At 68.3% G+C, this 7,390-nt stretch carries 8 protein-coding genes; 4 read left to right on the forward strand and 4 right to left on the reverse strand.

Going from position 1 to position 7,390, the window contains the following annotated elements:
• Positions 1-543 precede the first annotated feature (543 nt).
• On the forward strand, positions 544-1,467 hold the full coding sequence (locus JNN06_RS16115; RefSeq protein WP_291240614.1) for a class I SAM-dependent methyltransferase: 924 nt from the start codon (positions 544-546) through the stop codon (positions 1,465-1,467).
• A 35-nt stretch (positions 1,468-1,502) separates the two neighbouring features.
• Here the strand turns inward: JNN06_RS16115 and JNN06_RS16120 are convergent, their stop codons facing one another.
• The 3 genes from JNN06_RS16120 to JNN06_RS16130 are packed head-to-tail and all read right to left on the reverse strand — an operon-like array spanning position 1,503 to position 3,128.
• Positions 1,503-2,102, reverse strand: coding sequence for a hypothetical protein (locus JNN06_RS16120; protein WP_291240615.1), 600 nt, complete (start codon positions 2,100-2,102; stop codon positions 1,503-1,505).
• Complete coding sequence (locus JNN06_RS16125) at positions 2,102-2,800, reverse strand: hypothetical protein (RefSeq protein WP_291240616.1); 699 nt, start codon at positions 2,798-2,800, stop codon at positions 2,102-2,104. Before JNN06_RS16125 ends, JNN06_RS16120 begins: the two co-directional genes overlap by 1 nt.
• A gap of 46 nt (positions 2,801-2,846) precedes the next feature.
• On the reverse strand, positions 2,847-3,128 hold the full coding sequence (locus JNN06_RS16130; RefSeq protein WP_291240617.1) for a hypothetical protein: 282 nt from the start codon (positions 3,126-3,128) through the stop codon (positions 2,847-2,849).
• Between the two features lie 144 nt (positions 3,129-3,272).
• Between JNN06_RS16130 and JNN06_RS16135 the strand changes: the two genes are divergently transcribed.
• The 3 genes from JNN06_RS16135 (at position 3,273) to JNN06_RS16145 (ending at position 6,892) form a co-directional block, all read left to right on the forward strand.
• Entirely contained in the window at positions 3,273-3,764 is a 492-nt protein-coding gene (locus JNN06_RS16135) for a DUF2937 family protein (protein WP_291240618.1), read from the forward strand.
• 1,177 nt (positions 3,765-4,941) lie between these two features.
• Positions 4,942-6,225, forward strand: coding sequence for a lipoprotein-releasing ABC transporter permease subunit (locus JNN06_RS16140; RefSeq protein ID WP_291240619.1), 1,284 nt, complete (start codon positions 4,942-4,944; stop codon positions 6,223-6,225).
• Positions 6,218-6,892, forward strand: coding sequence for an ABC transporter ATP-binding protein (locus JNN06_RS16145; RefSeq protein ID WP_291240620.1), 675 nt, complete (start codon positions 6,218-6,220; stop codon positions 6,890-6,892). Before JNN06_RS16140 ends, JNN06_RS16145 begins: the two co-directional genes overlap by 8 nt.
• Before the next feature lie 288 nt (positions 6,893-7,180).
• Here the strand turns inward: JNN06_RS16145 and JNN06_RS16150 are convergent.
• A partial coding sequence (locus tag JNN06_RS16150; protein ID WP_291240621.1) for a hypothetical protein occupies positions 7,181-7,390 on the reverse strand: 210 nt, incomplete at its 5' end.

The raw sequence follows: 7,390 nt of genomic DNA on the forward strand, positions 1-7,390 counted from the left end.
GGGGGCCGGGTCAGAAAACGCATCGCGTTTTCCCGGTCCTGTGGGGGCGGTGGAGCAAGACCGCCCCAGTGCGAGACCGAGAGGCCGGTGCCCGCCCCGGCTGGAGCGAAGCGCCCGCCACTGGCGGGGCGGGCGCTGGCCGGTGGCTTCGGGCCACCGGCCCGATGCGGAAACGGTGTCGCATGACCTCGGCGATGGCCTCGGCCAGTTGGGGGCGGGTTAGAAAACGCATCGCGTTTTTCCGGCCCTGTGGGGGCGGTGAAGCAAGACCGGATCAGCGCGAGACCGAGAGGCCATCGCCCGCGCCCCGAAGGGCGGGCGGCTCACCTGGTGGCATCTAGCCACCGGCCCGATCTGGGAGCCGGACCGCAGGGCCTCGGTGATGGCTGCGGCCATCCGACGCGCTAGGCGGCGCCATCGCGGCAGAATTGCCACTTTGGCGCGGTGCGCGGGGCGATGGGGCGGAGGGTCTTGACCGAAACGGGCGATTTGCCTCAGATTGTAGAAAAATCGTCTACAATAAAAACCGAAGGCAGAGCAGCCATGTCCCTAGATTATGCCGGGCTTATTGCCCGTGATCCGGTCATCAACGGTCGGCGCAAGCGCGGCCATGCGGGCTATGTCGATGACCTTAAACGCCTGCGCGATGCGCATTACAGGCAGTTTCTGGAGGGCGGCGAATACCGCTTTGCCGGGGTCAATGAGGTGATCGCGGCCTTCGACGCCCCGCCGCCCGAGGATTTCACCTTCCCCTACAGCCTGACCCCCGAACAGGTGGCGCAGCTGGCGCGGCACCGGGTGCAGGGCAAATATGTGAAACGTTTCGGCAATATCCGCCGCAGCTGGGCGCTGTTGCTGCAATACCTGCCCGAGCTGATGGCGAAGAACGCCCGCTCGCGCGAGGTGCTGGAGCTTTCGACCGCCCATGGCGCCACGCTGGAGATCCTGCGCCACAAGGGCCATCAGGTGCGCGGTAATGACTTTCCGAATTTCATCAGCCGCAAGAACCCCCATGACAGCCGCGAGCGCGGGGTGAATGAATTTGTGCCCGGCCAGCACCGCGACGACCATGGCTTTCTGAACGAGAAGGGCGAGGCGCAGGGCTGGCTTTATCAGCCGATCATCGAAAGCCTGGGCCTCGATGTCGATCTCTTCGATGCGGGGCAGGTGCCTTATCCCTATGAGGCGAAGCGCTTTGATACCGTCATCAGCTTTGACGCGCTGGAACATTACTGCCACCCGAGCGACTGGCTGTTCATCATCGACGAGATGGTGCGGATCGCCCGGCGCTCGGTTCTGGTGGTGACGAACCCGGTGCAGGAACACAAGCTGGCGGACCCGGCCTATATGGAGGCCTTCCATACCTTCCAGAAGGATATGCGCGACTATCGCGATGGCGGGTTTGAATGCGTCTTTGCCGGGATGTATCGGCATCAGCTGACGGTGTTCAAGCTGATGGCCAGCTGAGGGCCTGGGGCTGAGAATCTGAGGCAAGGGGCGTTTCAGGCGAAGATCGCGGCGCCGGGTCTGGGCGGGGCCAGACACCGCCACAGATGCGCCAGTGTCAGGATGGTCAGCGCCAGCGCGGCGCTGAGCGCCGCTGCGGCAAGAAGGCCGGGCAGCAGCAGCCGGGCCGCCAGCGCGAGGCCACAGGCGGGCAGCACCAGAAGCAGCAACCACAGCGCGCTGCGGTGCAGTGCGGGCGGCCTCAGCGCGGCCAGCAGGCCGGGGCGGGGGGTGTCGGCGGGCAGCAAGGGCGGGGCGAGGCCCGTCACCGCCAAGGCCAGCGTCAGCGGCGTTGCCAGCAGCGCGGCACCGATCAGCGCCGGGGCCTCGGGCAGCAGCGCCTTCAGCCCGACAAAGCCGAGGCTGACCAGCATGACCCAGACCCCGAGCGCCAGCCCCACCCGGATCATGAAGGCGAGAAAGGGCGCGCCGGGCATCAGCGGCGGCGGCGCGCCCCGCAGCGCCCGCCAATACAGCCGGAAGGCCAGCAGCAACAGCGCCCCCGCCGTAGCAACCTGCCCCGGCGCGCCGGGCAGGCTTTGCGCCAGCGTGGCGGCCAGCAGCATCGGCGCCTCGGCGCGGAGGGGGTGCGGCATCATGCGAAAACCTCGGCCAGCGGGGCGGGCGGGTGCCGGCGGCGCCAGGCCACGGCGAGGAGGGTGGCGGTGAAGATCACGCTGAGCGCGAACAGCAAACCCTCCAGCGCGCCCACCAGCAAGGCGGGCAGATGGCCAATCATCCCCCCCAATGCGATGGTCAACAGCACAAGGCTGAGGGTGGTGATCAGTCCCTGCCCCAAAAGCAGCGCCTTGAACAAGGGCCAACGCTGGCCGCGCGTATCGGTCAGCGCCGCGCGCGGCCCATAGGGTGCCCCCATGATGGCAGCCGGCAAAGCGGTGCCGAACAGCGCGAGGATGCCCGCCACCGGCAGAACAACCCCGAAAACCAGCGGCACGAGCGTTTCGATCAGGGTCACCATGCCCGTGGCGAGCAGAGAGACCGCCGCCACCAGCCCCGGCAGCAGGGCCAAGACTGTCAGGCCATAGACCCACAGGTTTGCCAGCGCATAGCGGCCGATGCGGCGCAAGCTGATCTCGGTGCTGAACAGGGGCTGGCCTGTCGGCACGGCGTGCGAGATGAAATAGCCGGTGATCGCCGCCGCAGCCAGCCAGAGGACGTCGAAACTCTGGGTCAGATAGCCGGGCGCGATATTGGCCGCGACGTTCAGGGCGCAGGCCAGCATCAGGCGCAACAGGCCAAGGGCTCGCAGGGCGGTGAGGGTTTCGCGCAACATGGCGGACGGGGGAGGGAGGCAGCGCGGGGCTGCCTCCGCGGCCGGTTTATTTCAGCATGGCCGTCAGATCGTCCAGCGCCTTGCAGGCGGCGGCGGTGTCATCGGGGTTGGCGGTCAGCTGTTGCTGGATCTCGGCGGCCTTGGGGGCCAGTTCGGCCAGTTTGGCCGGGTTGCTGGCGGCCACTTTCTGCATTTCCTGGGCAAAGGCGGTCATTTTGGCTTCGGCCTGTTCCTGGGTGCATTTTGCTTCCTCGTCCTTGCAGGCGCCCAGCAGGGCGAGCGTGGCAAGGGCCGCGAGGGCGGTTTTCGGCAGGGTAATCGTACGCATGGAAATCTCTCCGTTCGGTGTGCGCCACGGCGCAGGCTGGCCGTGCCCGGCCTTGGTAGACCGCAGGGCGCGGGCTGTCCATGGGGGTGGTTGACAAGCCGGGCTGGCGGGGCGAGCCTTGGGCGCGCAGGGTGGAGGGCGGTGATGGTGCGGGTCTTGGCGCTGGCGGGCGGGATTGCGGGGGCGGCGGCGCTGTCGCAATTCCCGGAGTTTTCACAGCAATATCTGCAACGGCTGGCCGGGCAGGCTGATGCCTTGCAGGCGGTGGTGGAGGATTTCGACCGCAGCGCCGCGCGCAATCTGCTGAGCCGGGATGAAGCTTTGGCGCAGGTGCAGGGCACGCCGTTTCTGGAGGATCGCCGGGCCGATCTGACCCGGACTTTCGCGCGGGCCGAGCGGGTGGCGGGCGATCTGGCGCTGTTGCGCGCGGCGACGCCGCTGGAGCGGCTGATGATGCCGCAGCGTCTGGCCGAGCCCGAGACTTTCGCCGCCACCTGGGCCGATTTCCGCCCGGCGGTGCCGGTGACGGTGGATGGCGCGATCACGGCGGGGATCGGGTTTCTGGGCGGTTGGGGAGTGGTGAATGCCCTGTTGGCCTTGCTGATGTGGCCGTTCCGGCGGCGGCGGGTCGCCTGAGGCGGCCGGGCGCGGCTTGGCCATGGCGGTGGGGCGGCCCTGTGGGAGCGGAGGGGGGAAACCGTTGCAGCCAAGCTGAGAGAGCCCAGAGCCCGCCCTCCGCCGGGCGGGCGGCTCACCCGGTGGCTTCGGACCACCGGCCCGATGTGGGAACGGTGCCGCGTGACCGAGGCGATGGCCTCGGCCATCGGGGCCGGAAACAGGAAACGCATCGCGTTTCTCCGGCCCTGTGGAAACGCCGCCGCGAGACCGTCTCAACCGATGACCGACAGGCCATCGCCCGCCCGGTGGGTGCGATAGCACCCGCCCCCCGCAGGGCGGGCGCTGGCCGGTGGCTTTGGGCCACCGGCCCAAACACGCCCCCGTTTCAACATGACCTCGGCGATGGCCTCGGCCAAATCGGGCAGGCTCAGAGAACGCGGCGCGTTTTCCCGGCCCTGTGGGAGCGGTGGAGCCGGACCGGCTCAGCAGATAAGTCAGAGGCCAGTGCCCGCCAGGTGGGTGCGAAGCACCGTTCGGCAGGCTTACGCGGCCCATTATGGGCCACGGTCCTGCCTCACCCGCAGTGCGTGCGGCTCAGCCGGTGGCTTCGGGCCACCGGCCCGATGTGGACAGGTTTCCACATGACCTAGGCGATGGCCTCGGCCAGAGGGGCCGGAAACAGGACACGCACCGCGTTTCCCCGGCCCTGTGGGAACGCCGCCGCGAGACCGTCTCAACCGATGGACCGACAGGCCATCGCCCGCCCGGTGGGTGCGATAGCACCCGCCCCCCACAGGGCGGGCGCTGGCCGGTGGCTTTGGGCCACCGGCCCAAACTCGCACCCGTTTCAACATGCCCTCGGCGGTGGCCTCGGCCAAATCGGGCCGAAGCAGAAAATGCAGCGCGTTTCGATGGCCCACTTTATGTCAGAAGCAAGCGCCCGCCCGGGGGGTGCGAAGCACCGTTTGGCAGGCTTACGCGGCCCCATCAGGGGCCACGGTCCTGCCTCACTCCGCAGGGCGGGCGGCTCACCCGGTGGCTTCGGGCCACCGGACCAAACTCGCCCCCGTTTCAACATGACCTCGGCGATGGCCTCGGCCATTTTGAGGCGGCGCGGAAAAGCCCTGACAGGGGCGTGACTTGACCTTTCTCCCCCCCTTGGGCAGGGTGCGCGCCACAGTTGAAAGGGTATCCCTTGGCCAAGACCGCCCCGTTTTCCCGCTTTGAATGGATGATCGCCTGGCGTTATTTGCGGGCGCGTCGCGCCGAGGGGGGGATCTCGGTGATGACCTGGATCAGCGTGATCGGCATTGCGCTCGCGGTCTTTGCGCTGATTGCCACCATGGCGGTGCGGGCGGGTTTCCGGGCCGAGTTCGTCAGCACGCTGCTGGGCGCCAATGCCCATATCACGGTCTATGGCAATGACGGGACGGACCCGGCGGGGCGCCCGCTCAAGGGCTTTGCCGATTATGCCGCGCGCACCGAACGCATCGCCGCCGTGCCGGGCGTGACGCGCGCCGCCCCGGTGATCCGGGGGCAGGTGATGGGCACGGCCAATGGCGTGAATGCCGGGGTCGAGGTCTACGGCATGGCGGCCAGCGATCTGGCAAGCGTGCCGAGTGTGGTGGATGGCGAGGAGGATTACGGCGACCTCACGCGCTTTGACGCGGGCGTGGTGATCGGCGCGGGCCTTGCGCGCGAGCTGGGCGTGGGGGTGGGCGACCGCATCCGCCTGATCTCGCCCGATGGCGCGAAAACCGCCTTTGGCACCAGCCCGCGGGTGAATGCCTATGAGGTGGTCTATGTCTTCACCTCTGGCAGCCCGGATATTGACCGCATCCGCGCCTATCTGCCCTTTGCCGAGGCACAGAGCTATTTCAACCGCGAAGGCCGCGCCGATGAGATCGAGGTGTTCGTGCAAAACCCCGATCAGGTCGAGGCGCTGCAACTGCCGCTCTTGGAGGCGGCTGGGATCGGCGCCGCGCTCTGGACCTGGCGCGACAGTGCGGGGGCCTTCTTGCAGGCGCTGACGGTGGAGGACCGGATGATGTTCATCCTGATGTCGATCCTCGTGCTGATTGCGGCGATGAACATCATCTCGGGGCTGGTGATGCTGGTGAAGAACAAGGGGCGCGATATTGGCATCTTGCGCACCATGGGCCTCAGCGAAGGCTCGATCCTGCGGATTTTCGTGATTTGCGGCGCGGTGACCGGGCTGATGGGCACGGCACTAGGCGTGGTGATGGGCTGCGCCTTCGCCTATTGGTTCACGCCGATCTTCGATTTCGTGAACTGGGTGGCAGGTGGTGGGGTCTGGGACCCGGCGGTGCGGCCGATCTATCACCTTTCGGCGCAGTTGCAGCTGGGCGATGTGATCTCGGCGGCGGGGCTGGCCCTGGTGCTGTCATTCCTTGTGACGATCTGGCCCGCATGGCGCGCGGCGCGGATGAACCCGGTGGAGGCGCTGCGCTATGAGTGAGGTCTTGCGGCTGGAGGGCGTGACCAAGGTGTACAATGCCGGCCAGCCCGGCGAGGTGCAGGTGCTGCGCGGCGTCGATCTGGCGATCGGGCGCGGCGAGGTGGTGGCGCTGGTGGCGCCCTCGGGGGCGGGGAAATCGACGCTTTTGCACATCGCGGGGCTGCTGGATGCGGCGGATGGGGGCCGGGTGGTGCTGGACGGGGCCGATATGACCCGGCTGTCGGGGGCAGAGCGCACCCGGGCGCGGCGCGAGGCGGTGGGGTTTGTCTATCAGTTCCACCATCTGTTGCCGGAGTTTTCCGCGCTGGAAAATGTGGTGTTGCCGCAGCTCGCCAATGGCGTGGCGGCGGCGGCGGCGACAGTGCGGGCGCGTGGGTTGCTGGAGGCGGTGGGCGTGGCAGATCGCGCAGGCCATCGCCCGGCGCAGCTGTCGGGCGGGCAGCAGCAGCGGGTGGCGTTTTGCCGGGGGCTGGCCAATGCGCCGAAGCTGTTGCTGGCCGATGAGCCGACCGGGAACCTCGATCCCGGCACCTCGGAGCAGGTGTTCGGCGCGCTGATGGGGCTGGTGCGCGAGACCGGCCTTTCGGCGCTGATCGCCACGCATAACCTGGAGCTGGCGGCGCGGATGGACCGCGTGGTCCGGCTGGAGGCGGGCCGGGTGGTGTGAGGGGGCATGGCCATGGGCCGGGTCAGAAAACGCATGGCGTTTTCCCGGCCCTGTGGGAGCGGTGACGCAAGATCGGATCAGCCAAACCGGCAGAGGCCAGAGCCCGCCCGGTGGGTGCAAAGCGCCCGCCATTGGCGGGGCGGGCGTTGTCCCGTGGCTTCGGGCCACCGGCCCGATGCAGACAGGGTTCAACATGACCTCGGCAATGGCCTCGGCCATTTCAGGGGGCCGGATGAGAAAACGCACCGCGTTTTCCCGGCCCTGAGGGAGCGGGTCAGCAAGGCCGTTTCAGCCCGTGACCGAGAGGCCAGAGCCCGCCCGGTGGGCGCAAAGCGCCCGCCATTGGCGGGGCGGGCGGCTCACCCGGTGGCTTCGGGCCACCGGCCCGATGTGCGAACAGTGCCGCGTGACCGAGGCGATGGACTCGGCCATCGGGGCCGGAAACAGGAACCGCACCGCGTTTCCCCGGCCCTGTGGGAGCGGCTCCGCAAGACCGTC

The organism is Gemmobacter sp. (genome assembly GCF_016792925.1).
In the GTDB taxonomy this organism is placed as follows: Bacteria; Pseudomonadota; Alphaproteobacteria; order Rhodobacterales; family Rhodobacteraceae; genus Gemmobacter.

What these genes read in the sequence shown, in the direction of transcription:
- JNN06_RS16125 (WP_291240616.1), bottom strand. Translation starts at nt 2,800, where the DNA reads ATGTTGCGCGAAACCCTCACCGCCCTGCGAGCCCTTGGCCTGTTGCGC.
- JNN06_RS16115 (WP_291240614.1), top strand. Translation starts at nt 544, where the DNA reads ATGTCCCTAGATTATGCCGGGCTTATTGCCCGTGATCCGGTCATCAAC.
- JNN06_RS16145 (WP_291240620.1), top strand. Translation starts at nt 6,218, where the DNA reads ATGAGTGAGGTCTTGCGGCTGGAGGGCGTGACCAAGGTGTACAATGCC.
- JNN06_RS16120 (WP_291240615.1), bottom strand. Translation starts at nt 2,102, where the DNA reads ATGCCGCACCCCCTCCGCGCCGAGGCGCCGATGCTGCTGGCCGCCACG.
- JNN06_RS16130 (WP_291240617.1), bottom strand. Translation starts at nt 3,128, where the DNA reads ATGCGTACGATTACCCTGCCGAAAACCGCCCTCGCGGCCCTTGCCACG.
- JNN06_RS16135 (WP_291240618.1), top strand. Translation starts at nt 3,273, where the DNA reads ATGGTGCGGGTCTTGGCGCTGGCGGGCGGGATTGCGGGGGCGGCGGCG.